The sequence below is a fragment of the Streptomyces sp. SudanB182_2057 genome (assembly GCF_964272715.1).
Classification (GTDB): domain Bacteria; phylum Actinomycetota; class Actinomycetes; order Streptomycetales; family Streptomycetaceae; genus Streptomyces; species Streptomyces rubradiris.
In genome coordinates this window covers 699,505-723,177 of record NZ_OZ186798.1, presented here as the reverse complement: position 1 = coordinate 723,177, position 23,673 = coordinate 699,505, and the positions used below count along the sequence as shown (strand labels likewise).

The window sequence follows — 23,673 nt, the reverse complement described above, 5'->3', positions numbered from 1 at the left end:
TCCTCACTCCGGTGCCCCCGCCGAGGGGGCGGGGGCACCGGAGTGAGGCGACCGCGGCTACCAGAAGTGACGACGGCCGGCGACCGCGTGGCCCATGGACCCCATGATCCACAGGATGGCTCCCACCACCAGCAGGATGATGCCGATAGTCCACAGGATCGAAATGCCCGTGACGAAGCCGATGATGAGCAGGATGATGCCGAGGGCGATCATGGCGTGCCTCCAGCGGGTAGTGGTGCTCCTGCCCGCCGGGTGCCCCGAACGCGGCGGAAATCGCATCCCGCGCGGTAAAAAATTCGCGTAACGGGACGATCGGCGCCTGACTGGCGTGGCCGCAACCGGACCCAGATCGTCCATGTTTCAAAAGTTCGTTCCGCAATGTTGATTTCTTGTTGCGGCAGCCTCACATTACCTACCAGTAGAACTCCTCGGTAATCCCTCCCGGCGCGCCCGTGGCACCGGCATGCCCGTGCGTCCCGTGACCTTCCCGGAAGGGAGCATGTCATGCCCCTGCCAAGCATGCGTCGTGTGCTCGCCGCGGCGTCCGCGGCCCTCGGCACCCTGGCCCTCGGCCTCGGCGCGGCCCCCGCCCAGGCCGCCACGTCCCTGGACTACGCGGCCCTCGGCGACAGCTACAGCGCCGCGTCCGGTGTGCTGCCCGTCGACCTCAGCAGCCCGCTCTGCCTGCGGTCCACCGCGAACTACCCCCACGTCATCGCCGACCGCACCGGCGCCCGGCTGACGGACGTCACCTGCGGCGCCGCCCAGACCAAGCACTTCACCGTCTCCCAGTACCCCGGCGTCGCCCCGCAGGCCGACGCGGTCACCGCCGAGACCGATCTGGTGACGCTGACCATCGGCGGCAACGACAACGGCACCTTCATCAACGCCGTGACCGCCTGCGGCACCGCCGGCATCCTCAGCGGCGGCCAGGGCAGCCCGTGCAAGGACAAGTACGGCACGTCCTTCGACGACCAGATCGACGCCTCCACCTACCCGGCGCTGAAGGCCGCGCTCGGCGCCGTCCGGGCCAAGGCGCCGCACGCCAAGGTGGCCGTGCTCGGCTACCCGTGGATCACCCCCGCCAAGGCCGACCCGTCCTGCTTCGTCAAGCTGCCCCTCGCCGCGGGTGACGTGTCCTATCTGCACTCCCTCCAGACCCACCTCAACACCGTGGTGCGGCGCGCCGCGGAGGAGACCGGGGCCGTGTACGTGGACTTCGCCGAGGCATCCGCCGGACATGACGCCTGCCGGCCGGCCGGCACCCGGTGGATCGAGCCGCTGTTGTTCGGGCGGAGCGTCGTCCCCGTCCACCCCAATGCCCTGGGCGAGCGGCGCATGGCCGAGCACACCCTGAGCGTCCTCGGCCTCGGCTGACCCGGCGCCGCCCGGCGGCCCCCCGTCCGGGGCCGTGGGTCAGGCGTCCGCGAGCAGCGGGTCGTACGGGGTGGAGCGGGCCCGGCCCGACATGAAGGACAGGAAGTCCCGGACGAACGCGCCACGCGGATAGGCGTCCTCACCGCCGGTCAGGTCGCGGTGGAAGCCCCGGCGGAACAGCGCCCGGTACTCGGCCGCGTCGATGCGCTGGTCGCCGTTGGCGTCGGTGACGTCGAAGAGGACCTCGGCGACCCGGATCAGGGCGGGACCGGCCAGCGACGGCACGGCCTCGGTGTACTCCTGGCAGCTGACGCGGCCGTCGCCGTCGGTGTCCAGGGCCGTCTGCAACTCCCGCCACCAGTCGGCGAAGGCGTCGTACAGCCGGGTCTCCGCCGGCTCGTCCAGGTCGAGGCGGCCGGCGAGTTCCCGGGCCATCGCGGCGAGGTCCGGCCAGTCCACGTAGCCGTCCCCGGTCTGGTCCAGCACCGTGGCGAAGAACTCCTCCGCGCCGCGCCGAAGACCGGTGTCCGTGCCGGGGTCCGGCTCCGGCGGCAGCGGGGTGATCAGCCGGACCAGGGCCCCGGCCCGCCGCATCCGGTCCCGCAGCGCCCGCAGCGTCCGGGCCCGGGGGTCGTCGCTGTCGGGGGAGAGGGCGAGCAGGTCCAGCACGGTCTCGGTGCGCAGCCAGCCCTCGGGGAGGAACCGGGCGAGACCGGCGCCCAGATAGGCGCTCTGCATCAGCGTCTGCGCGCCGGGCAGTTCGGGCAGTCCCGCCCGGCGGCGGAACGGCTCCGGGAGGGACGCCACCGTGAGCACGCCGATGACCGGTCCGACGAGCGCGCGGCCGGCCGCCCAGAGGGTGGGCAGACCGTGCAGCAGCGGCGGTGCGGGCAGATGGTCGAAGAGCCGGTAGAGGATGATGCGCATCGCCTCCGTGTGCTCCAGCTCCTCCTCCACCACCCGCTCGTAGTACGGCCAGAACTCGTGGACCGTGGGCGGGAGATGCCGGGCGTCACCGTCCAAGGCGGCCAGATAGCCCCGGAATTCGCCGTACAGCTCCTCGATGGCGTCCTGTTCCAGCGGCTGTCCGCTGAACCGGCACATCGCGACGCTGCTCTCGAAGAGGGTGGCCACCACCCAGGCGCGCACCGCCGGGTCCATCGCGTCGTAGGGCCGCTCACGCGCGTCGGTGCCGCTGATCCGGGTGTGCAGCCGGTTGAGCCGTGCCGCCTCCCTCAGCCGCACCTCCTCGTCGGGGCCGGACATGCGCTGGAGGCTCGTGACGGTGTTGCGCAGCCGTCGCCACGGGTGGGTCACGAAGGACGAGTTGTCGGCGAGGGCCGCACCGATCTGCGGGTGCGCCGCCTCCAGTACGGTCGCCCGGATGATGGCCAGGGCCCAGCGCGGATCGTTGAAGAAGCCTCGGAACCGGCTGCCCAGGCCGAAGAGTCGGCCGTCGCCGGTGGTGTGCTGGGGCTCGTCGGCGCCCGTCTCGGTCACGGTCGTCGTTCTCCGTTCTCGTTCGGCCGTACGCCGCCGAAACGGCGCTCGCGCCGCTGATAGGTGTGCAGGCACTCCAGGAAGTGCGGTGCGCGGAAGTCGGGCCACAGGACCGGGGAGAAGATCAGCTCCGCGTACGCGACCTGCCAGAGCATGAAGTTGGAGATGCGCTGCTCTCCCGAGGTCCGGATGACGAGGTCCACGTCAGGGGTGTCGGGGAAGGGCAGATGGGCGGCGAAGCACCGTTCGTCCACGGCCTCGGCCGGCACGCCGCAGCGGATCAGCGACCGTGCCGCCGCCACGATGTCCCGGCGCCCGCCGTGATCGAACGCCACGGTCAGCGTCATGCCCCGGTTCCCGGCGGTCAGGGTGGTCAGATCGGCGAAGTCCCGGGCCAGCGGCGGCGGGATGCGCGGATCGGTCACCCCGAGGAACCGGCAGCGGATCCCGCGCGCGTGCAGCAACGGGGCGTGCTTGCGCACCACGCGGCGGACCAGCCGCATCAGGAAGTCGATCTCGGTGCCGGGCCGTTGCCAGTTCTCGGTGGAGAACGCGTACAGGCTCAGCCACTCCACCCCGGCCGACCGGGCCGCCTCGATGACGTCGATCACCGTCGTCTCGGCCGCCCGGTGTCCCGACGTACGGGGCAGGGACCGCCGTGCCGCCCAGCGGCCGTTGCCGTCCATCACGCAGGCCACGTGCCGCGGCACTCCCCGGCGTCCCCGCTCCGGGGCCGGGCCGGAGGCGGCACCGCCCACGACTTCCTCCACCGTCACTCCTGCCCCCTGCGGCACCGAGCGGACCCGTGCCGCTGCCCGGCCCCGTCGGACCGCGGGCCGGATCGTCCCCCGCAGACTGCCAGCCGCCCGCCACGGAAGGCGGGGCAACGGTCACGGTTCACCCTTCGCACCGCTGTCCGAGGCCCGCGCGCTCGCCGAGCACCGCTGTCCGAGGCCCGGCGCGCTCGTCGAGTCGCCCGGCACGACCCGGGCGGACCGGGGGTTGTCCTCCGGTCCCGTGCTGGGGGCGGCCCCCCGGCGGATCCGCCTGCCTGCCGGAATGAGAACGCGGCGGGCCTTGCCTAGCGTGCGTCACATGGTGATTTCCTTACCGCGCCGCGTGGTTCGCCGGCGCACCGGCCTGGTGGCCCTGGCCGTGACCTGTCTGCTGACCGCCGCCCCCGCCGCCGTGGCGCACCCGGCCCGGGACGCGCCCCGCGGGTGCGGCCCGCACCCGGAGCTGAGCCGGTCTGTCGGCCACCTGGTGGCGCACGACCGGATCGCCGGCGCCGCCGTCCTGGTCACCGACCCCGGCCCGGCCGCGCCCTGCGCCCGCTGGACGGTGACCGGCGGCACGGCCGACCTGCGCACCGGCCGCCCGATGAACACCACCGACCGGCTGCGCGCCGGCAGCGTCACCAAGACCTTCACCGCGACCGTCGTGCTGCGACTCGCCGCCGAGGGACGGCTCTCCCTGGACGCGCCCGTCGAGCGCTATCTGCCCGGCCTGATCCGCGCGGGCGGCCACGACGGCCGCCGGATCACCGTACGACAGCTGCTGCGGCACACCAGCGGACTGCCCGACTACCTCGACGCACCCGAGTGGCAGCACCTCGAGCGGATGCGCCACCGCCACTTCGAGCCCCGCGAGCTGGTCTCCCGCGCCCTGCGGCTGCCGCCGCCGGAGCAGCCCTGGCACTACGCGACCACCAACTACCTCGTCGCCGGGCTGATCATCCGCGAGATCACCGGCCACAGCCCGGAGACGGAGATCACCCGCCGGATCATCGCGCCGCTGGGCCTGCGCGACACCTACTGGCCCGGCGACGACCCCCGCATCCGGGGCCCGCACTCGCACAGCTACTTCACCGCCGCCGACGGCCGCCGGGTGGACGGCACCGCCTGGAACACGACCTTCGGCGGTGTCGGCGGCGCCCTGGTCTCCACCCCGGCCGACCTGACCCGGTTCGCCACCGCGCTCTTCACCGGCCGGCTGCTGCCCGCGCCCCAACTCGCCGAGATGCGGCGGACGGTGGCCGCCGACCCCGACCGGCTGTGGCCCGGCGCCCGCTACGGGCTCGGCCTGATCTCCTCACCGCTGTCCTGCGGCTCCACCTGGTGGGGCCACGCCGGCACGGTGCCCGGCGGCCACCGGGCACTGGTCGCCGCGGGCCCGAACGGCCGCACCGTCGCCGTCGCCCTGAACGAGGTGCCCGCCACGCTCCAGGCCGAACAGGACTTCCTCGACATCGTCGACAAGGCCCTCTGCGAGGGCACGCCCACCGAAAGGACCCCGGCATGACCGGCACCACCTCCCCGGGCCGCCGCCGCCCACGCCATCGCGCCGCGCGGGCCGCGGCCGCCGCCGCCCTGGCCGTGGCGGGCGCGCTGTCCCTGGGCGCCGCCCCCGCCCCGGCCTCCGCCGCCCCGGCCCGCCCCGCCGCCGACCCCCTCGCCCGCTACCACCACCAGGACCTGTACTGGAAGAGCTGCCTGCTCGGCCCCGACGACGCCACCGGCAGGGAACTCGAACAGGCCAGCGCCCAATGCGCCGACGTCACCGTCCCGTTGGACTACGACCGGCCCGACGGCCGCACCCTCACCGTCGCCATCTCCCGCATCCGGGGCACCGACACCGCGCACCGCGTCGGCGCCCTGCTGCTCAACAGCGGCGGCCCCGGCGGCCCGACCCTCGGCGACCCGCCCTTCGTGCGCCGCGCGATGCGTCAGGTAGCCGCCCGCTACGACGTGGTGGGCGTCGACCCCCGCTTCGTCGGCCGCAGCACCCCGCTGGACTGCCGCTGGCCCACCGGCAGCATGATCCGCGGCGCCGGCACCGACCGCGCCGGCTTCGACCGCGAGGTCCGCTTCGCCGCCGACCTGGCCCGCCGCTGCCGCACCCACGCCGGTGACCTGCTGCCGTACTCCAGCACCCGGAACACCGCGCGCGACATGGACGTGATACGGGCCGCGCTGGGCGAGCGGCGGATCTCCTACCTGGGCTACTCCTACGGCAGTTACCTCGGCCAGGTCTACGCCACGATGTTCCCGGGGCGCACCGACCGGGTCGTCCTGGACGGCGTGATCGACCCCGCCCGCTACGGCCCCCGGCTGCTGCGCGACGTCGAGGACGCCAACCGGCACGCCCTGCACGGCTGGGCCGACTGGGCCGCCGCCCACCACGCGGCCTACGGACTGGGACGCACCCGCGCCGCCGTGCTGGCGACCGTGGAAGCGACCCGGTCGGCCGCCGCCCGCACCCCCTTGCGCATAGGCGGCTACCGGGTGGACGACCACGACCTGCCCGTCATCGTCTTCAACGGCCTTTCGCAGGACAACGCCACGGCCTACGGCGACTTCGCCGCGGGCGTGCGGGACCTGCGGCGCGCCGCCGAGGGCCGGACCGTCACCCCGTCCCCGTGGCTGGCCTCGACGCTGGAGTTCGCGCTGACCGGGCAGGGGTCCGCCTACGGCAGCGCGCAGGCGTCCATCCTGTGCGGGGACGTGCCCGGGCCCCGCGACCCGGAGACGTACTGGCGCGACCTGCGCCGCGCCGGGACCGCGGACCGGCTCTTCGCGCCGGTCACCCGCAACATCAACACCTGCGCGTTCTGGGACCCGCCGCGCGAGCGCCCCACCACCATCCGCGCCGACCTGCCCGCCCTCCTCGTCAACGCCACCGGCGACCCCCGCACCATCTACACCGGCGCCCGGACGGTGCGCCGGAACTGGCCCGGTTCCCGCCTGGTCACCCTGCGCGACGCCGACCAGCACGCGGTCTACGGCGTCTACGGCAGCACATGCGTCGACGCCACGGTCAACGCCTACCTCGCCACCGGCCGCCTGCCCGCGACGGACGTCGGCTGCCCCCGGCCCACCTCGTGAAACAGCGGTTGGGTCCGGCCGGGTGATCATCTAGCCTTCCGCGCATGACGCGACGACGTGCGATTCTCAGCGGATCCACCTTCGAGGAGCAGATCGGTTACGCCCGTGCCGTGGTCGACGGGGACCGGGTCCATGTGTCCGGAACCACCGGGTTCGACTACACCACCATGACGATCTCCGACGACGTGGTGGAGCAGGCCGAGCAGTGTCTGCGCAACATCGGCGCCGCGCTGGCCGAGGCGGGGTGCGGCTTCGCCGACGTGGTCCGGGTGCGCTACCTGCTCCCGGACCGCGCCGACTTCGAGCCCTGCTGGCCGGTGCTGCGCCGCCGCTTCGGGGACGTCCGGCCGGCCGCCACCATGCTGGAGTGCGGCCTCGCCGACCCCCGCATGAAGATAGAGATCGAGGTCGATGCCCGCCTCCCGGCCGCGAGTTGAGCACGGCGGAGCGACCGGGTCCGGGACCGCCGCAGGCCCCGTCGGGCCCGCGCGACTCGGCCCACCAGGGTCACCTGGCGCCGTCCCGGGCGTAGGTATCCGGCCAACCTCCGGACGCCGGACCGCCCGGCCCGGGCCACACCCGGCGTCCGCTCCCGGCGACCTGCCGTCCGGCATCCGGGCACACGCACGGCCGCCCACCAGCGCGCGGGCGAGGGAGAGGGGCGGACGCCGGGCGCCGGTGCGGCGGGGGAAGCCGGAGCGCCGGTGATCGGCGAAAGTCTGAAAAGAACCTGCTGGGCGGGGTTTTGACCGCCCTCGTGATTAGTCCGTGAACGATCTCGGGAAGGTCCCGGGAGCCGTCGACACGTGATCTTCACCGGTCCGCCCGGGGGACGTCACGTGTCACTCGTCCACCCCCGAGGGGAGGTGCAGTGATGAAGCTTCTTTTCGCCATCCGCAACCGGGTCGCCGCCGCCAAGAGCCTCAAGGCCAACGCCTGGTACATCTGGTACTGATCCGCTCCGCGCACATGAGGGCGTCGCTGCCCGGTCGTACCGCCGCGCGGTCCGGCCGGGCGGCGACGCCTCCCCCTTCTCCTCGCCGCCGTCCCGGATCGGAGCAGCCATGCCGCCGTCATCCACCGCGCGGGCGCGCACCACGGTGTTCGCCCCGCGGCTCGCCGCCCTCCTCGGCGACCACCTGGGCCGGGACGTCTTCCGGCTCGAACCGGACACCGTCGGGGTCGCGGGGCCCGAGATCGCCGACCGCATCCTGGCCGCGCGCCGGGCCACCGAGACCGAGCGGCCCACCTTCAAACCCCTGCACGGCCGCTCCATCAGCCGCGCCGAGGCCTCCGCCGTCACCCGCACCTTCGGCAACGACGTGCGCGAGGCCCTGGCCGGGCCCCTGCCGAGGGACGTGGACCTCACCGGCCCCTGGCCGCTGACCGGGCACAACTTCCTGCGCGACCTCATCCTCGGCCAGGACCCGCGCCGGCTGCGCACACTGATGAGCCGCACCCTCGAACTCACCCCGAAACTCACCTGGTCGGTGATCACCGTCGGCGCCGCCCTGCCCGGCTGGCCCCGGCCGCACGCCCGGCTCACCGGCCTCGCGAACCGCGCCGCGCGGGCCCGCGGCTACCAGGAGCGGCGCTACGCCATGGGGATGTACCGCAGGGCCGCGGCCCCCGTGTGCTTCACCGTCTCCACCCTCGTCGCCAACGCCCTCTGGCTCGGCGCCCCGTTCGACGACGGCACGTCCAACCGGAACATCATCCTGGAGTCCCTGCGGCTGCTGCCGCCCTCGTGGAACATCCTGCGCAACGCCTCCCCCGAGTACCCGGCCGTCGACGCCCGGATAGGGGAGCGGGACGACGTCCTGCTGCTGCCGCTGCTCTCCCACCGCGACCCCGCCCTCTGGGACGACCCGGACGCCTTCCGCCCCGAGCGCTGGGACCGCCTCGACCCCGACACCACCCCCGGCTACCTGCCCTTCGGGCACGTCTCGGAGCGCTGCTGGGGCCGCCACATGGTCATGCCCCTGGCCGAACTGCTGCTGGACCTGGTCCGCGGTTCCGGACTGGTGGTCGACCCCGGCCAGCGGGTCGGCCGGGTCCCGCTGCTCGGGCTGCTGGGCGTGGAGGAGGTGCGGCTGACCCGGCCGCGCTGACGGCCGCCGCGCCGGTCGGCGCGGGTGACGCACCGGAAACCGAGGCCCGGCGCATCGAGAACCGGGCCCCGGGTCATTGGCCACGGCTTCAATGTCAGGTAACCTGACATAGCAAGCGTACGAACCGGAGGCTTCGCATGACCATCGAATACGCCACCCGCTACCGGTCCCGCTCCCTCATCCCCCCGGAGCCGGGCAAGCCCTACTTCATCGAGAAGGGCCTGGGCGACCGCGCACACCTGTTCGGCGACCTGATCACGATCTACGCGGGCGGCGAGCAGACCGAGAACACCTTCAACTTCTTCACCTGCGAGGGGCCCAAGGGCGAGGTGATACCCGCCCACTCGCACGCGGACACGTACGAGGTCTTCTACATCACCCAGGGCGCCGTACGGCTCTTCGTCGAGGACCTCGAGGGCGAGCAGCAGGAGAAGCTGCTCACGCCCGGCGATTTCGGCTTCGTACCGAAGAACTGCGTGCACGCCTACCGCATGGAACGCCACCACTCGCAGGTCGTCGGCGTGGCCGCCGGACCGGGCGGTACCTTCGAGCGGTTCTTCGAGTCCCTCGGCACCCCGGCGGAGGAACTGGGCCTGCCCGCCCGGCCGTTCGTGCCCGAGCCGGAGAAGTTCCGGACCGTGCCGGAACAGTACGACGTCCGGTTCCGCCCCGACCACCAGTGGCGCACCGGCAGTTGACGGCCGGGGCGCCGAGCGAGGAGCGCCCCGGTGCCTTGTGTGGAGCGCGCCGGGTACCGACTGGCGCTCCCTGACCGCCGCCGACGCCCGGACCCTGTTCCCCCGCCTCGCCCACTGAGGAAACCCATGCCATCCGAGGACCCCATGCAGGAAGAAGTCGTGTCCCAGGACGCCCCGTCCTTCCCCGCGCAGCTGCCGGCTCCCCCGGACCCCGCCCGGCTGCCGCTGCCGCCGCCCGCCCGGCCCGAGCCCGGCGTACGGCTGCTGCGCGGCGCCGTCTACGCCGTGCCCGACGGCAGCCGGCCGCTGGAGACCGACCTGTGGCTGCCCGAACCGGCGGACGGCCCGCTGCCCGTGGTCGTCTTCGTGCACGGCGGCGGCTGGCGCACCGGACTGCGCGACGACCCCGGGCCGCGGTTCCGGCACTGGCGGCCGGGTCCGTTCGCCCGGCTGGCCGGGTCCGGGGTGGCCGTGGTCTGCCCCGACTACCGGCTCAGCGGCGAGGCCCGGCACCCCGCCCAGCTCGACGACCTGCGCGCGCTGCTGGTCTGGCTGCGCGACCGGGCCGGCGAGCTGGGCCTGGACCCGGACCGGGTGGTCCTGTGGGGCGAGTCCGCGGGCGGTCACCTGGCCGCGCTGACCGCGCTCACCCGCGCGGCGGCCGGTACCGGCGGGCCGGCGGTGACCGTGCGCGGCTGCGTCACCTGGTACGCGCCCACCGACCTCACCCGCCTCGCCGAGGACCACCCGCCGGGCCGCTTCGACCCGTGGGACGCGGCCTCGCGCGAGGCGCTGCTGCTCGGGGCCGCCCCGGCCGCCGCCCCCGGCCCGGCCCGGGACGCCAGCCCCGCCCTGCGGGTGACGCCGGCGGCACCGCCGTTCCTGCTGCTGCACGGCACCGAGGACGAACTGGTCCCCTGCGCGCAGAGCGACCGCCTCGCGGCGGCGCTGCGGGCGGCGGGGGTGCCGGTCGAGCAGGTGCGGGTGCCCGGCGCGAACCACCTGTGGCTGGGGCTCGCGGAGGAGGAGGTCGAGCGGGTCTTCGCGCGGACGGCCGGGTTCGTCGCCCGGCACTGCGCCCGGGAAACCGAAGGACAGGAGGATAATCCGCTGGGTATCCGATCATCCGAGGAGCCATGAGTCATCGCGCCGCCAACCTGCCCCAGCTTCTGTCCGAGGCCCGCCGCTGGTTCGAGGACGCCCTGTTCGCCAGCATGGAGGCGGCCGGTGAGCAGCCGGTGACCACGGCGCAGGCGTCCGTCTTCGCGATGCTCGACGCCGAGGGCACCACCGTCTCCGAACTCGCCCGCCGGATGGGCGTCACCCGGCAGACGGCCCATCAGGCGGTGCACGGACTCATCGGCATGGGCCTGCTGGAGCAGGTGCCCGACCCCGGTTCCGCCCGGCGGCGGCTGATCCGGATGACCGCCGAGGGCCTGCGCGTGCACGAGCGCGCGCAGGCCACGATCGGGGTGATCGAGTCGGTGCTGGTGGAGCGCGTCGGGCAGGACGCGGCGCGCGCCCTGGAGGGCGCCCTGCGCTCCGACTGGGGCGCGCCCCCGCTGGTCGCGGCTCCCTGAGCGGTCCTACGAGGCCGGGTTCCGCTCGGCGGCGCGGGCCGGGACCACCTCGATGCGCTGCACGGCCCGGCTGAGCACCAGCACGCCCACGACGATCAGCAGCGCCCCGCACAGCTCGGGCACCAGCCACCACCCGGTGCGGACGTGTTCGCCGAAGAGGGTGATGCCGAGGGTCAGGCTCACCACCGCGTCGCCGATGGTCAGCGCGGGCTGCGCCGCGGCCAGCGGACCGGCCTGCAACGCGTTCTCCAGCAGCAGTACGGCGGCGACACCGGCGAGCGCGAAGCCGTACGTCTGCCAGGACCGCAGGAACGCGGTGAGGCCGTGGTCGGCGAAGGTGCCGCTCGCCGACTTCAGCAGGGCGGCGGTCAGGGCGTTGCCCGTCGCGGAGGCGGCCGCCAGCAGCGCGGCGCGCCGGGCCGGCGGCCGGCCCCGGCCGGCCAGTGCCACCAGCACGGCCATCACGCCGGCGCACAGCAGCAGGGCCGGCAGCCACCGCCCCAGTGGCGCCTGGTCGGTGGCCCCGTGCGGGGCCGCCGCGAGCAGCAGGACGGCGAGGCCCGCGACACAGCCGCCGACCCCCCACCAGCCCGCGCGCGGCAGCCGCCGGTGCATCAGCGGGGCGGCGATGAGCAGCGCGAACGGCAGTTCCAGGATGAACAGCGGCTGCACCAGGGCCAGCGGCCCGTTGACCAGGGCGAGGCTCTGGAACAGCGCGGCGCAGACCACGCCGGCCATGCCGATCACCCAGATGGGCCGGTGCACCAGCTCCGCGAGCAGCCGCAGCCCGCCGCGGGTGCTGGCCGAGGCCGCCTTGCGCTGGAACGCGGTGCCCACGGCGTTGCTCGCCGCGCCCGCGACGGCGAACGCCGCGGCGAGTTCGATCACGGCTCTCTCCCGCCTGCGGCAGACCTCCCGGAATCGGACGCCTTCAGCCTACGGAAGGCGGCGCGGGCACGCCGTGCGGGCCGGGCGTCCGGCACGCTCCGCGGGGCACGTGCCGGCGGGGGTGTGCTCAGGCGGCGAGGCGCTTGGCCAGGTCCCGGGCCTTGGTGGCGGCGTCCTCCAGGGCACGGTCACGGGACGCCTCGTACAGCGGGACCAGTTCGGCCATCGCCGGGTTCACGGTCGCCATGGTCAGCTCCGGGACGATGAAGTCCACCTCCAGGCCGAGGCCGGCGCCGAGCGCGGCGGTGAGGTAGTTCTGCACGTACTCGAATGCCTCGCGCGGGGTGCCCGGCGCGTAGGAGCCGCCCCGGCTGGCGACGACGGTCACCGGGGTGCCCTTGGCGGACTGGGTCTCACCCGCCGTGCGGCCCATCAGGATCACGTTGTCCAGCCACGCCTTGAGGGTGGAGGGGATCGTGTAGTTGTACATCGGCGCGCCGATCAGCACCGCGTCGGCCTGCTCCAGCTCCTCGATCAGCTTGACGCGCTCGGCGAACGCGGCGGCCTGCTCGGGGGTGTGGCCGGCCGGGTCGGTGAAGCCGGCGAGGTGGGTGTCGGCGGTGATGTGCGGAACGGGGCGCGCCGCCAGGTCGCGGTAGACGACCGTGCCCTGCGGGTGCTCCTCCTGCCAGTGCTTGCGGAAGGCCTCCGTCACGGCACGCGAGGCCGACGCCTCGGCCGGGAACACGGACGAATCTATGTGGAGCAGGGTGGCCATGGATGTCTCCAGAAAACGGCGGGAACAGCCGGACGCCGGAAGCGCGGGCTGAAGTTTCGTACTGGACTACTTTTAGCACATGAACTTACTTTTCTTCAGTAGCCTACGGTGGAGTAGTACGCTGACGTCATGGACGACAACCACGACAGCGCGGCCTGCAAGCGGGTGGACCAGGGCATCACCCGCGTCTTCCAGCTCCTCGGCAAGCGCTGGAGCGGGCCGATCGTGGCCGTCCTGGTGGGACAGCCCGCCTACTTCACCGACCTGCGGCGGGCCGTCCCCGGCATCAGCGAACGCATGCTCTCCGACCGGCTCGCCGAACTCGGCGCCGCCGGCCTCGTCCTGCGCGAGGTCGACGAGGGCCCCCCGCTGCGCGTCTCCTACCGGCTGACCGAGGCCGGCGCCGCCCTGGAACCCGCCCTCCGTGAACTGGCCCAGTGGGCGAAGGACCACCTCCCGGACGTCCCGGACTGCGCCGAGACCGCCCCGGACCGCCCCCGGCGCGCATCGGCCTGACGCCCCTGGGCCACCGCTGAGCGGAGGCCGGCCGGTGTCATCGGCACAGCGCGTCCGGATCGGCCCCGCTCAGTCGACCGGCCAGGTGTGCACCGGGGCGTTGAGGTGCATGTAGTCGATGTACACCTCGGTCATCCTGCGCAGCGCCTCGTGCCGGCCGGCGTGCGCGGTGGCGTCGACGTGGTGGAACATCTCCCTCTGCCACACCGCTCCGTTGCGCCCCGTCACACACCGCTGCTCGATCACCCCGAGCAGCGGCTCCCGCCAGGCCGCGTCCATGCCGGAGTGCTCCAGGCCCCGGTGCGCGAGCGGCAGCAGCCGGCGCAGCACCAGCTCCGGCGCCGGCACCTCACCCATCCCGGGCCAGTACAGCGGCGCGTCGATGCCCAGCCGGGCGGCGGTGTGCAGATTGTCCTCGGCGGCGGCGAAGGACATCCGCGACCACACCGGCCGGTCCTCCTCCACCAGCGCCCGGGTCAGGCCGTAGTAGAACGCCCCGTTGGCGAGGGTGTCGGCGACGGTCGGACCGGCGGGCAGCACCCGGTTCTCCACCCGGACGTGCGGCCGGTCGTGGGTGACGGCGTACACCGGCCGGTTCCAGCGGTAGATCGTGCCGTTGTGCAGGGTGAGTTCGGCCAGTTCGGGAACGTCGCCCCGGTCCAGTGTCTCCACCGGGTCCTGCGCGTCGCACAGCGGAAGGAGGGCCGGGAAGTAGCGCAGGTTCTCCTCGAACAGGTCGAAGACGCTGTTGATCCACCGCTCCCCGAACCACACCCGGGGCCGCACCCCCTGCACCTTGATCTCCTCCGGGCGGGTGTCGGTGGCCTGCTCGAACAGCGGGATACGGGTCTCGTGCCACAGCTCCTTGCCGAACAGGAACGGCGAGTTGGCCGCGAGCGCGACCTGCACCCCCGCGATCGCCTGCGCCGCGTTCCAGTAGCCGGCGAACTCCTCCGGCGAGACCTGGAGATGGAACTGCGTGCTGGTGCACGCGGCCTCCGGGGTGATCGTGTCGGCGTAGGTCCGCAGCCGGTCCGTCCCGTCGATCTCTATGCGCAGATCCTCGCCGCGGGCCGCGAAGACCTGGTCGTTGAGCAGCCGGTAGCGGGGGTTCTCCGACAACGCCTCCTCGCCGATCTCCTCCTGCCGCAGGGTGGGCAGGATCCCGATCATGATCAGCCGGGCGCCGGCCGACCGGGCCCGCTCGTCGGCGTGGTTCAGCGCGGCCCGGATCTGCGCCTCCCAGTCGTCCGGACCGCCCGCGGTCAGCCGCCGGGGCGGCACGTTGATCTCCAGGTTGAACCGGCCCAGTTCGGTGGACCACGCGGGGTCGGAGATCGCCGCCAGCACATCGGTGTTCCGCATCGCCGGCTCGCCGCCGTCGTCCACCAGGTTCAGCTCTATCTCCAGGCCGACCTGAGGACGCTCCGCCTCGAAACGCGCGTCGCGCAGCATCTGCGCGAACGCGTCCAGGCACGCCTGCATCTTGATCCGGTACCGGCGGCGGTCCTCGCGGGTGAAGACGAGCGCCGGAACGTCCCGTCCCATCGGCCCTCCCGGGTCCCCTCGTCGGACACCTTCTCCTCCAGCGTCGCACCGGGGGGACCCGGGCACCATGCAGGCCGGGGGAGGGGGCGGTGCCCGGCCGCCCGAACATGGCGAGGCGGACGTCCCGGGCGGGCCAGGACGTCCGCCTCGGTCGGTACGCCTCGCAGCGGTCAGGACCTCTTGCGGGCCACACCGCCGTAGAAACCTATCTCCCCGGACCGGGGCGGCGGCGGGGCGTCCGGGCGCCAGAACGGGACCTGGGCCAGGCCCGGCTCCACCAGCTCGAAACCGTCGAAGAACCGCTCCACCTCGGCCCGGCCGCGCAGGTTCAGGGACGCGGTGGCGTTGGTGTAGACGGCCTGGGCGTCGGTGCGGTCGGCGAAGTCGCCCGTGGCGTGCGACAGCACCAGGAAACTCCCGGCGGGCAGCGCGTCGCGCAGCGTGGCGACGACCTCGGCGGGCCGGTCCGCGTCGGCCAGGAAGTGCAGGATGGCGACGAGGAGCAGAGCCACCGGCTGATCGAAGTCGATGAGCCGGCGGACGTCGGGGTGGTCCAGCACGGCGCGCGGGTCGCGCAGGTCGCCGAGGACGATACGGGTCGTACCGGACCGGCTGAGCAGGGCGTTGCCGTGCGCGGCGACGATCGGGTCGTTGTCGACGTAGGCCACGCGGACGTCGGGCGCCACCGTCTGGGCGACCTCGTGCACGTTCGGCGACGTGGGCAGCCCGGTGCCGATGTCCAGGACCTGCCGGATCCCGCTGCCCACCACGTACCGGACGGCACGCTCCATGAAGGCGCGGTTCGCCCGGACGCCGATGCGGGCCTCGGGGGCCGCGGCGGCCAGGGCGTCGCCCGCCCGCTGGTCCACCTCGTAGTTGTCCTTGCCGCCCAGCAGGTAGTCGTAGATCCGCGCGGGGTGCGGCTTGCTGGTGTCGATGGTGACGGCCTCGTAGCCGTTCTCTGTCACGCTGTGCTCCTCTCGGCGGCCGGCCCGGCCTCGGTCCGCGACGGCCGGGCCCAGCCTCCCACAGGAACTTCCCGGAGGATCACGGGAGTTCCCGCAGGCCGCGGGGTGGGAGGGCGGCCGGGGGCGCCGCCCTAAGGTCACCCCGCCGCCCTCCGGCCACGCTCTGTCCTCCGGCCACGCTCTGTCCTTCGGTCGTCGGCCGACGGCGTCGGCGTCGGTGGGTGCCCGAGGGGCTCACCCGCCCGGCGCCCGTCAGGTGGCACAGGCACCACCGGGGGCGGAGAGTCGGACCAGGACCGGCGGTGCGGGGAACGGTGAATCCATTGCGCTCGGGCCGTTCCCCGCCCCGTCGGTCGCCGGGCCGCCGCCCGCCCCGCGAACAGCATGTGCTGAAGAAGCACACGACAGAAGCAGGGCTTGCAGAGAAGCGGCGCTCGCCGAAAACCATGTGCGCCGGTGCGGGCGCCCGCGTTACCGTGACCGCATGTCCACGCCCCGAATCTCCTAGCCGAGGACCCGCTTCCACGCCAGAAGTGTGTCCTCTCGCTTTTTCGGAGCGTTACCCCATGATCACCGCTCGTGATGTCGAGCTGCGCGCCGGTGCCCGCCTCCTGCTGACCGGCGTCTCCTTCACCGTCTCGCCCGGCGACCGGATCGGCCTCGTCGGCCGCAACGGCGCCGGAAAGACCACCCTGATGACCGTCCTCGCCGGACAGTCCCTGCCGACCGCCGGGGACATCGTCCGCACCGGACCGGTCGGCTTCCTGGCGCAGGACTCGCGCGCCGCCGACCCGGCCGTGACCGTCACCGACCGCATCCTGTCCGCCCGCGGCCTCGACACCGCCCTGCGCGCCCTGCGCGCGGCCGAGGCGGCGCTGACCGCCGCCACCGGCGCGCCGGAACTGGACCGGGCGATGCGCGCCTACGCCCGCGCCGAGGCCGCCTTCCAGGCCGGCGGGGGCTACGCCGCCGAGGCCGAGGCGGCCCGGATCGCGGCCGGACTCGGCCTGCCCGAACGCGTGCTGGGCGAGCCGGTCGGCGCCCTGTCCGGCGGGCAGAAACGCCGCGTGGAACTCGCCCGCATCCTGTTCGCCGGGACCGACCGCACCCTGCTGCTGGACGAGCCGACCAACCACCTCGACGCCGACTCGCTCGCCTGGCTGCGCGCCTTCCTCCGGGCCCACCAGGGCGGTCTGGTGGTGATCAGCCACGACACGGCCCTGCTCACCGACGTCGTCAACCGCGTCTTCCATCTGGACCCGGCCCGGGCGGCGATCGACATCCACAACACGGGGTGGCGGACGTACCTCACCCGGCGCGAGGCGGAGGAGCGGCGCCGCACCCGGGAGCGGGCGAACGCCGAACGCAAGGCCGCCGCGCTGCACGCGCGGGCCGACCGGATGAAGGCCCGCTCCGCCACCGCCACGACGGCCCGGAGCATGGCCCGGCGCGCGGACCGGATGCTGGCCGGGCTGGAGCCGCGGCGGCGCGCCGAGAAGACCGCGCGGATCCGGCTGCCCGAACCGGCTCCCTGCGGGCGGACGCCGCTCGGCGCCATCAGCCTCGCCAAGTCCTACGGCGGCCACCGCGTCCTCGCCGGCGTGGACCTCGCCGTGGACCGGGGCGGCCGGCTGGTGGTGCTCGGCCTGAACGGCGCCGGCAAGACCACCCTGCTGCGGATCCTGGCCGGCGCCGAGCGCCCCGACAGCGGGCGGGTGGTGCACGGGCACGGGCTGCGGCTGGGCTACTTCGCCCAGGAGCACGACACGCTCGACCCCCGGCGCACGGTCCTGGAGAACCTGGCCCTGGCCGCACCGCACCTGACCCCGGGCGAGGCCCGGCACGTCCTGGGCGCCTTCCTGTTCACCGGGGACGACGCCGACAAGCCCGCCGGAGTGCTGTCGGGCGGGGAGAAGACCCGGCTGGCACTGGCCGGCCTGGTCCACTCCGGGGCGAACGTGCTGCTGCTGGACGAGCCGACCAACCACCTCGACCCGGCCTCCCGTGCCGAGGTGCTGGACGCGGTCGGCTCGTACCCCGGCGCGATCGTGATGGTCACCCACGACGAGGGCGCCCTCGACGCCCTGCGCCCCGACCGGGTCCTGCTGCTGCCGGACGCGGACGAGGACCTGTGGAGCGAGGACTACCGCGCCCTGGTCGCCCTCGCCTGACCCGGGGCGTGTGCCGGGCGTTCGGAGGGAGGCAGGTCCGTACGGCGGTCGGAAAACGGTGGTCGGGAAACGGTGGTCGGGAAACGGCGGTCAGAAATGCGTGCCGCCGTCGACGCGGATCTCGGTCCCGGTGATGAACGCTCCGTCCCGCGAGCCGAGCATCGCCACGACGGAGGCCACCGTCTCCGGGCCGGCGAACCCCTGGCCGAGCGCCGGAGAGAGCTTGGCGAACAGGCTCATGTCGGCGTCGGCGGGCAGCCCGGGCCCCTTGCTCTGCCCGCTGGCGCCGCTGCCGTCGGTCATCCCGCTGGATATGGAACCGGGCTGCACGGCGGTGAAGCGGATGCCCCGGCTCGCGTACTCGGAGGCGAGCGCGTGCGTCATCGACTGGATGCCGCCCTTGCTCGCCGCGTACGCCGCCATGTAGGGGTGCGCGAAGACGGCCGAGGTGGAGCTGAAGTTGACGACCGCCGCGTCCTGGCCCGCCAGCAGGGCCGGGATCGCCTCGCGGATCACGAGGAACGTGCCGACGAGGTTCACCTGGAGGACGCGGGTGAACTCCTCGAGGCTCGTCTGGTGCGAGTGCGAGGAGCGCAGGATGCCGGCGGCGTTGACCAGCACGTCCAGGCCGCCGAGCGCGGCCGTCGCGGCGGCGACCCCGGCGCGTACGGAGTTCTCGTCGGAGACGTCGACGACGAGGGTGGTGAGCCGGTCCGCGTGCCCGGCCGCCTTCTCCGCGGTGTCCCGAAGGCCCTGCTCGCTCACGTCCGCCGCCACCACGCTGCCGCCCTCGGCGAGGACGCGCAGCACGGTGGCCTGGCCGATGCCGGAGCCGCCCCCGGTGATCAGCACGCGGCGGCCTTCGTAGCGGTTCATGTGTTCTCCTGCCCGGCCCGCCGGGGTGCGGCGGGCCCTGTGCGACGCCGGTTCTCTTGCCGTCCGACGCCCCGATGAACTTCACGTTACGCCTAGGTGGCACGTTTTGCCACCTAGGCATCTCATGCCATCAGGTGTCCGGGGGTCCTACTCTTCTGGGATGAGCACCAAGCCGCCCACCTCCCTCACCGACCGCCGCAAGGCCGCGACCCAGCTGGACATCGCCCACGCGGCGGCGGAGCTGTTCGCCGTGCGGGGGCCGCACGCGACCACCGCCGAGGACATCGCCCGGGATGCCGGCGTAGCGCTGCGCACCTTCTACCGCTACTTCCGCTCCAAGCAGGACGCGGTGAGTCCGCTGCTCGCGGCCGGGGCCGACCGGTGGCGGGCGCTGCTGGAGGCGGCCGAGCCCGGGGCCGGTCTGCTCCGGGTGCTGGGGGCGGCGGTGGAGGAGTCGCTGGCGGCGCCCGACGAGGAGGCCGCCGCGGCGCTGGAGCGGACCCGGGGGCTGCTGCGGGCCGCCGCGGACGATCCCGCGCTGCGCGCGGTGTGGTACAGGGTGAACCAGGAGTCGGAGGAACGGCTCGTCCCGGTCGTCGCCCGGCTGGCGGACGGTCGCCTGGAGCCCTTGCAGGTGCGCCTGGTCGCGGCGGCGGCCACGGACGCGATCCGCATCGCGCTGGAGACCTGGGCCGCCACGGAGGCGGGCGTCACGGGTGAGGGCTCACCGGCCGCGCTCGCACTCCGGTGCCTGCGGCAACTCCTGGGCGGAATGGAGGAGTTGCCGCCAGGCCGCGACCGTTAGTACGTCCCGGTCGGCCGGGCGGACCGGGCCCCGGTCCGGGGCCGTTGTCAGTGGGTGCCCCTACCGTGAACAGCAGTCGGGGGCCCGCCGGAACGGCCGCGGGTCCGTCTTGGGGAGGGGTCTGCCATGTCCACGGGGTCCGCGGTGTCGACGACGTACCTGGAGCTGTCGCAGGAGGGCGGCGGCGCCCACAAGTTCTACGAGGTGACCGTCGACGGCCGGGTGGTGACGGTGCGCTACGGCAGGATCGGCGCCGCCGGGCAGACGCAGACGACGACGTTCCCGACCGAGGAGAAGGCGCGGGCCGCCGCCGCGAAGAAGGCCGGCGAGAAGATCCGCAAGGGCTATGCTCCGGCCGTCCAAGGGCAGCGCGCCCCGCGTGCGGTGACCCGCCGTCAGGTCAGCTCGGCACCCTCCACGGCACGGGCCGTGGCACCGGTGCTGTGGCGGTTCCGCACCGGCTCGGCAGCGTTCGGCATCCACGTGGACGACGAGCGCTGCTGGGTGGGCAACCAGGCCGGCGACGTCTACACCCTGGACCACGAGGGCGCCGTGCTGGCCCGCTTCAGCCTGCCGGACGGCGTGAAGTGCCTGGTGGCCGACGACTTCTGGATCTACGCCGGCTGCGACGACGGCACGGTGTACGACCTGTCCTCCAAACTGCCCTTCGCCGCCTACGACATAGCCGCCGACGTCGACATCTTCTGGCTGGACATCCACGAGGGCGTCCTGGACGTCTCGGACCGCGACGGCAGGCTCACCGTCATCGACCACGAGGACGAGCACCAGTGGTCCCGCCGCAGCCGAGGCGAGCACGCCTGGATGGTCCGCGCCGACGACCGGGCCGTCTACCACGGCCACCAGAGCGGCGTCACCGCCTACGCGCCGGACGGCGGCGGCGAGTTGTGGCACACCCCCACCAACGGCGGCGTCCTGTTCGGCTGGCAGGAGCGGGAGGCGGTGTACGCGGGCACCGCGCACCGGGTGGTCCAGCGGCTGTCGAAGTCCACCGGCGCGATCGAGGCGACGTACGCCTGTGACAGCGCGGTGTACTCGTGCGCCACCTCGCCCGGCGGGCGGTTCGTCTTCGCCGGTGACGCGGCCTCCTCCGTCTACTGCTTCGACCGGCACGGCAGGCGGCTGTGGAAGCTGGGCACCGGCGGCGGCTCGGCGCTGTCGATGCAGTACCGCGACGAGCGGCTGTACCTGGTCACCACCGACGGCTCCCTGGTCTGCGTCGACGCGAGCGAGGCGGCGATCGCCGCGGCCCAGCAGGGCACGGTCCCGGTGGTGCGGGACGTCAAGCTCGCCGCCGCCACGCCGACGTACGCCCCGGCCACGGCCGCGACCGCGGTTTCCACGGTCGAGCGGGCACCCGCCGGAGCGATCGTGGTCGAATGCGTCCAGGAGGCCGGCCGGGTCCGGGTGCACGTCGTCTCCGACGGCTACGACCCCTCCTGGAACGTCCAGTTCCCCCGCGCGATACGCGAACCCGGCGCCCGCTACGTCGTTGACGCCCTCCACCCCGCGTCGGGCGGCTTCTACCGAGTCCGCGGCGACATCCACCGCCTCCTCTGACCCGGCTCCGCCGAACGCCGTTCCCCAGGCCGGCGGGAGGCCGGGCGGACACCTGAACCTCCCCGCCGGGCGCGGTACGAGCGGGGTGCCCGGCGGGCTGGTGACCGGCCGTCCGGCTCAGGGTCGGCCGCTCCTGGTCAGGGGCGGACGGCTCGCGCCCGCTCCAGCACCTCCCGTACGGCGGGCAGTGCCTCGGCGCGGTCCCGGGGGACCAGGCCGATGCGGGTACGGCGGTCCAGGAGGTCGGAGTCGTCCAGGGCGCCCTCGTGGCGGATCGCCCAGAGGAGTTCGGCGCGGGTGACGGGGTGGCCGGGGAGCACGGGCTCGGCCAGGCCGGGGTCCTCGGTGACGAGGGCGTGCACGGCCATGGCCTCGGTGCCGTAGCGGTGGACCAGGCGGCGCGGCGCGGGCAGTGCGCGCAGACGGCCGGGGGCGGCGGCGCCGATCAGCGGCAGGGCGGCGGTGGGGGAGGGGACCGCGCGCAGGCCCCTCGCCTCGGCGGCGGCGTCCACGGCGTCCTGCGCCATCCGCCGGTAGGTGGTCAGCTTGCCGCCGACCACGGTGGTGACACCGTCGGGCGAGGTGAGCACCGCGTGCCGGCGGGAGATGTCCGAGGTGCGGGCCGGGGCGTCGGCCCCGGCGCCGGGCGAGGTGTCGAGCAGGGGGCGCAGCCCGGCGAAGGCGCCGGCCACCTCCTCCCGGGCCACCGGGACGTCCAGGACCGAGCCGAGCACGTCCAGCAGGAAACCGATGTCGGTCTCGGGCACTTCGGGCACGTCCGGGACCCCGTCGTCCACCGGTTCGTCCGTCAGGCCGACGTAGACCCGGCCGTCCCCCTGCGGCAGCACCAGCACGAAGCGGTTGGTCTCTCCGGGGATCGGGACGTGCAGCCCGGCCGGCAGGGCGCCGAGCCGCTCGGAGCGCAGTACCAGATGGGTGCCGCGCGACGGGCGGATCCGGATGCCCTCGGCGAGGGCGCCCGCCCACACCCCGGCCGCGTTGATCACGGCCCGCGCCCTGATCTCGCCCTCCTCGCCGGTGAGTTCGTCCCGGATCCGGGCGCCCGTCCCGGTCAGCTCCAGCGCCCGTACCCGGGTCAGCACCCGGGCGCCGTGCGCGGCGGCCGTCCGGGCCAGGGCGGTCACCAGGCGGGCGTCGTCGGTCACCCGGCCGTCCCAGGACAGCAGCCCGCCGCGCAGCCCGGCCGCGCGGACCGAGGGCGCCAGATGCCGTGCCTCGGTCGCCGGCAGCCGGCGCGGCGCGGGCAGCACCCGCCGCGGCGTACGGGCGGCCACCCGCAGCATGTCCCCGGCCCGGAGCCCGGCCCACGCCAGCGCGGCCTGGGCCCGGGACACCAGCGGGGTCAGCGGCAGCACGAACGGCTGGGCGGCCACCAGGTGCGGCGCCGTACGGGTCATCAGCACCCCGCGCTCCACCGCGCTCTCGTGGGCGACGTCGAACTGCGCCGAGGCCAGATAGCGCAGCCCCCCGTGGATCAGCTTCGAGCTCCAGCGGGAGGTGCCGAAGGCCAGGTCGTGCGCGTCCACCGCGACGACGTCCAGCCCGCGGGCCGCCGCGTCCAGGGCCGCCCCGGCGCCCGTCGCGCCGAGCCCGACCACCAGGACGTCGGCCACCCGGCCGTCGGCGGCCTCGGCCAGTTCCCGGCCGCGCCGGTGTGCGCTCAGGGACGAGCCGGGCGCGGCCTCGGTGTGGCTCATGGCGTCAGGGTCCTCTCCAGAAGGGTGCGCAGCTCACCGAGGAACGCGGCGGAGTCCAGCTCCGGATCGTCCTCGTCGGTCATCGTGCGCAGGGACAGGGTGAAGGACTGCACGGTCAACAGCACGGCGCGGGCCTGCCGTTCGGTGTGCCCGGGCCGTACGGAGCCGTCCGCGTGGCCCTCGCGCAGCGCGTCGCCCAGCAGCGTCAGCAACGCCTCCTGGCTCGCGCCGCGCCGGTCGAGGACGTACGGCAGCAGCAGTTCCGGATCGACGTCGACGATCTTGCGGAAGAGCGGATGCGCCCGGAACGCCTCGACGCCGGCCACCAGCCCGTCCACGATCCGGGTGCGGGTCGCGACGCCGGGCGCGGGCCGCGGGATCGCCCGGGTGGCCACCTCGATCCACTCCCGGGTCATCAGGTCGCCCACCAGCGTCCGCAGGTCAGGCCAGCGCCGATAGAGCGTCATCCGGGAGACCCCGGCGCGGCGGGCGACGTCGGCGAGCGTGGTGCGCCGCACCCCGACGGCCAGCACACAGTCGCGTACCGCGTCGAGCACGGGATCGCCGTCCGAACTGTTGTGACGAATAGGCGTCATGTGTCACAGTGTAACGCCCCGCGGCGGGACGGAAGTGGAAGCCTTCCCGCACACGGCGCCCGAGCCGCACGAGGACCAGCT

The 23,673-nt window shown here is 74.1% G+C and carries 23 protein-coding genes; 13 read left to right on the top strand and 10 right to left on the bottom strand.

Annotated elements, in window-relative coordinates; genetic code table 11:
- Positions 1-57: 57 nt before the first annotated feature.
- Positions 58-213 carry a DUF6131 family protein gene (locus ACSURM_RS02905; protein ID WP_189999120.1) on the bottom strand — a complete coding sequence of 52 codons (156 nt, stop codon included), beginning with the start codon at positions 211-213 and terminating at the stop codon, positions 58-60.
- A 291-nt stretch (positions 214-504) separates the two neighbouring features.
- On the opposite strand from ACSURM_RS02905, the gene ACSURM_RS02900 reads away from it, so the two are divergent.
- Positions 505-1,377: an SGNH/GDSL hydrolase family protein gene (locus ACSURM_RS02900; protein WP_436953163.1), complete on the top strand. Its 873-nt coding sequence runs from the start codon at positions 505-507 to the stop codon at positions 1,375-1,377.
- 39 nt (positions 1,378-1,416) lie between these two features.
- Here ACSURM_RS02900 and ACSURM_RS02895 read toward each other — a convergent pair whose 3' ends face one another.
- Both ACSURM_RS02895 and uppS read right to left on the bottom strand, forming a co-directional pair.
- Positions 1,417-2,877, bottom strand: a complete 1,461-nt coding sequence (locus ACSURM_RS02895) for an oxygenase MpaB family protein (RefSeq protein WP_436953161.1) — start codon at positions 2,875-2,877, stop codon at positions 1,417-1,419.
- Positions 2,874-3,563 (bottom strand): polyprenyl diphosphate synthase, encoded by a 690-nt coding sequence (gene uppS / locus ACSURM_RS02890; protein ID WP_436960895.1) that lies wholly within the window; start codon positions 3,561-3,563, stop codon positions 2,874-2,876. The genes ACSURM_RS02895 and uppS overlap by 4 nt, the downstream gene beginning before the upstream one ends.
- A 409-nt stretch (positions 3,564-3,972) precedes the next feature.
- Here uppS and ACSURM_RS02885 point away from each other — a divergent pair, with 409 nt between their 5' ends.
- The 8 genes from ACSURM_RS02885 to ACSURM_RS02850 all read left to right on the top strand — a co-directional run bounded on the left by ACSURM_RS02885 (position 3,973) and on the right by ACSURM_RS02850 (position 11,150).
- Complete coding sequence (locus ACSURM_RS02885; protein ID WP_436953159.1) at positions 3,973-5,178, top strand: serine hydrolase domain-containing protein; 1,206 nt, start codon at positions 3,973-3,975, stop codon at positions 5,176-5,178.
- Positions 5,175-6,761 (top strand): alpha/beta fold hydrolase, encoded by a 1,587-nt coding sequence (locus ACSURM_RS02880; protein ID WP_436953157.1) that lies wholly within the window; start codon positions 5,175-5,177, stop codon positions 6,759-6,761. Before ACSURM_RS02885 ends, ACSURM_RS02880 begins: the two co-directional genes overlap by 4 nt.
- A 44-nt stretch (positions 6,762-6,805) precedes the next feature.
- The gene (locus ACSURM_RS02875; protein ID WP_436953155.1) at positions 6,806-7,198 is read left to right on the top strand and encodes a RidA family protein; all 393 of its coding nucleotides are present in this window, start codon (positions 6,806-6,808) and stop codon (positions 7,196-7,198) included.
- A gap of 437 nt (positions 7,199-7,635) precedes the next feature.
- The gene (locus tag ACSURM_RS02870; RefSeq protein WP_225823807.1) at positions 7,636-7,716 is read left to right on the top strand and encodes a tryptorubin family RiPP precursor; all 81 of its coding nucleotides are present in this window, start codon (positions 7,636-7,638) and stop codon (positions 7,714-7,716) included.
- 109 nt (positions 7,717-7,825) lie between these two features.
- Entirely contained in the window at positions 7,826-8,872 is a 1,047-nt protein-coding gene (locus ACSURM_RS02865) for a cytochrome P450 (RefSeq protein WP_436953153.1), read from the top strand.
- A 137-nt stretch (positions 8,873-9,009) separates the two neighbouring features.
- On the top strand, positions 9,010-9,570 hold the full coding sequence (locus ACSURM_RS02860) for a quercetin 2,3-dioxygenase (protein WP_359043637.1): 561 nt from the start codon (positions 9,010-9,012) through the stop codon (positions 9,568-9,570).
- A gap of 126 nt (positions 9,571-9,696) precedes the next feature.
- Complete coding sequence (locus ACSURM_RS02855) at positions 9,697-10,710, top strand: alpha/beta hydrolase fold domain-containing protein (RefSeq protein WP_436953151.1); 1,014 nt, start codon at positions 9,697-9,699, stop codon at positions 10,708-10,710.
- Complete coding sequence (locus ACSURM_RS02850) at positions 10,707-11,150, top strand: MarR family winged helix-turn-helix transcriptional regulator (protein ID WP_436953149.1); 444 nt, start codon at positions 10,707-10,709, stop codon at positions 11,148-11,150. The genes ACSURM_RS02855 and ACSURM_RS02850 overlap by 4 nt, the downstream gene beginning before the upstream one ends.
- 6 nt (positions 11,151-11,156) lie before the next feature.
- On the opposite strand, the gene ACSURM_RS02845 is transcribed toward ACSURM_RS02850, so the two are convergent.
- A complete protein-coding gene (locus ACSURM_RS02845; RefSeq protein WP_436953147.1) occupies positions 11,157-12,038 on the bottom strand; it encodes a DMT family transporter in 882 nt (293 codons plus the stop codon).
- 127 nt (positions 12,039-12,165) lie between these two features.
- Positions 12,166-12,816 carry an FMN-dependent NADH-azoreductase gene (locus ACSURM_RS02840; protein ID WP_436953145.1) on the bottom strand — a complete coding sequence of 217 codons (651 nt, stop codon included), beginning with the start codon at positions 12,814-12,816 and terminating at the stop codon, positions 12,166-12,168.
- A gap of 129 nt (positions 12,817-12,945) precedes the next feature.
- Here ACSURM_RS02840 and ACSURM_RS02835 point away from each other — a divergent pair, with 129 nt between their 5' ends.
- The gene (locus ACSURM_RS02835; RefSeq protein ID WP_436953143.1) at positions 12,946-13,332 is read left to right on the top strand and encodes a winged helix-turn-helix transcriptional regulator; all 387 of its coding nucleotides are present in this window, start codon (positions 12,946-12,948) and stop codon (positions 13,330-13,332) included.
- A 69-nt stretch (positions 13,333-13,401) separates the two neighbouring features.
- Here the strand turns inward: ACSURM_RS02835 and ACSURM_RS02830 are convergent, their stop codons facing one another.
- Together ACSURM_RS02830 and ACSURM_RS02825 are read right to left on the bottom strand one after the other, a co-directional pair.
- Positions 13,402-14,880, bottom strand: coding sequence for a glutamate--cysteine ligase (locus ACSURM_RS02830; protein ID WP_436953141.1), 1,479 nt, complete (start codon positions 14,878-14,880; stop codon positions 13,402-13,404).
- A gap of 170 nt (positions 14,881-15,050) precedes the next feature.
- On the bottom strand, positions 15,051-15,848 hold the full coding sequence (locus tag ACSURM_RS02825) for an SAM-dependent methyltransferase (RefSeq protein ID WP_436953139.1): 798 nt from the start codon (positions 15,846-15,848) through the stop codon (positions 15,051-15,053).
- A gap of 566 nt (positions 15,849-16,414) precedes the next feature.
- Between ACSURM_RS02825 and ACSURM_RS02820 the strand changes: the two genes are divergently transcribed.
- Positions 16,415-18,019: an ABC-F family ATP-binding cassette domain-containing protein gene (locus tag ACSURM_RS02820; protein WP_436953137.1), complete on the top strand. Its 1,605-nt coding sequence runs from the start codon at positions 16,415-16,417 to the stop codon at positions 18,017-18,019.
- 90 nt (positions 18,020-18,109) lie between these two features.
- On the opposite strand, the gene ACSURM_RS02815 is transcribed toward ACSURM_RS02820, so the two are convergent.
- Positions 18,110-18,895 (bottom strand): SDR family NAD(P)-dependent oxidoreductase, encoded by a 786-nt coding sequence (locus ACSURM_RS02815; RefSeq protein ID WP_436953135.1) that lies wholly within the window; start codon positions 18,893-18,895, stop codon positions 18,110-18,112.
- A gap of 160 nt (positions 18,896-19,055) precedes the next feature.
- Here ACSURM_RS02815 and ACSURM_RS02810 point away from each other — a divergent pair, with 160 nt between their 5' ends.
- Positions 19,056-19,700 carry a TetR family transcriptional regulator gene (locus tag ACSURM_RS02810; RefSeq protein ID WP_436953133.1) on the top strand — a complete coding sequence of 215 codons (645 nt, stop codon included), beginning with the start codon at positions 19,056-19,058 and terminating at the stop codon, positions 19,698-19,700.
- Between the two features lie 126 nt (positions 19,701-19,826).
- Positions 19,827-21,278 (top strand): WGR domain-containing protein, encoded by a 1,452-nt coding sequence (locus ACSURM_RS02805; protein WP_436953131.1) that lies wholly within the window; start codon positions 19,827-19,829, stop codon positions 21,276-21,278.
- A gap of 137 nt (positions 21,279-21,415) precedes the next feature.
- Here ACSURM_RS02805 and ACSURM_RS02800 read toward each other — a convergent pair whose 3' ends face one another.
- Together ACSURM_RS02800 and ACSURM_RS02795 are read right to left on the bottom strand one after the other, a co-directional pair.
- Positions 21,416-22,996, bottom strand: a complete 1,581-nt coding sequence (locus ACSURM_RS02800; RefSeq protein WP_436953129.1) for a glycerol-3-phosphate dehydrogenase/oxidase — start codon at positions 22,994-22,996, stop codon at positions 21,416-21,418.
- Entirely contained in the window at positions 22,993-23,592 is a 600-nt protein-coding gene (locus ACSURM_RS02795) for a TetR/AcrR family transcriptional regulator (RefSeq protein ID WP_436953127.1), read from the bottom strand. The genes ACSURM_RS02800 and ACSURM_RS02795 overlap by 4 nt, the downstream gene beginning before the upstream one ends.
- Between the last annotated feature and the right edge of the window lie 81 nt (positions 23,593-23,673).